This window comes from Marinobacter sp. UBA2498, from assembly GCF_002341575.1.
GTDB lineage: Bacteria > Pseudomonadota > Gammaproteobacteria > Pseudomonadales > Oleiphilaceae > Marinobacter > Marinobacter manganoxydans.
The window spans coordinates 24,896-25,831 of record NZ_DDOI01000051.1 but is presented as its reverse complement, the minus strand read 5'-3'; the positions used below and the strand labels follow the sequence as shown (position 1 = coordinate 25,831).

2 protein-coding genes are annotated in these 936 nt (G+C 55.1%); both read right to left on the bottom strand.

Going from position 1 to position 936, the window contains the following annotated elements:
- A partial coding sequence (locus B2W52_RS06115; protein WP_286801942.1) for a flagellar basal body protein occupies positions 1-207 on the bottom strand: 207 nt, incomplete at its 3' end.
- Positions 208-283: 76 nt separating this feature from the next.
- Positions 284-936, bottom strand: a 653-nt coding sequence (locus B2W52_RS06110; RefSeq protein WP_286801939.1) for a flagellar hook-basal body complex protein, incomplete at its 5' end; no start/stop codon positions are given.

Here is a 936-nt window from a genome sequence, read left to right as displayed (position 1 = left end):
GCCTGCGGAAAGGTCTGTGCCGGGTCGTTCTGTCATGGCATAGGCCCGGGTGGGATGGAATTCCCCAAAGACAGGCATGCTACGTGCCTGGGAGAAGTCCTTCTTGAAGCCGGTGGTGCTGACATTCGCCAGATTGTTGGCATGGGCTTGCTGGGCCAGCATGTTCTGCTTGGCGCCAGACATACCGATGTAGAGGGCTTTGTCCATGGGAAAACTCCTGCCGGAATTTTGACTGTTTCCAGTCTTGAAGCAGGAGTCATGCCACGTTCGCAAGTTCGCGAAATTAACGGAGGTTGATGATGGTCTGGGTGACCGCATTGGAGGTTTCGATGGTTTTGGCGTTGGCCTGGTAGTTACGCTGGGCAATGATCAGGTTGACCAGTTCCGCCGATAGGTCGACGTTGGATTCCTCGACCGAGCTGGCCTGAATCGACCCGAGGGTCCCGGTATCCGGAGCTCCAAAGATCGGTTGTCCCGATTCGAACGTTTCCGTCCAGGTTGTATCTCCAACCGGTGAGAGGCCGTTCGTATTATTGAAAGATGCCAAGGCTACCTGGCCGAGAGACTGTGACTGCCCATTGGTGTAGCGGGCGAAAATTACTCCGCTGTCCGAAACGTCGAGCCCGGATAAACGACCTGTAGTGTATCCGTTTTGCTGTTGATCATTGACCCCGAAGGACGCACCGTACTGCGTTGTACCTCCGAGGTTGACAACGAACGCCGAGCTGGTTGGCGGGTCTGGTATGGGAGTCACCACGCTTGCCGGATCTTGAGGTGGACCGTCAGCGCCATTGGGAACGCCGTTGGCATCTTTTGGCTCCCAGTCAGTAATCAGGATTTCGCCATTATTAGAAATGTTTCCATCGGGGTCACGAACGGACTCCAATTCACCACTGGCATTAAATGTTGCGACGAAGGGGTCCTGATTGGTACCGC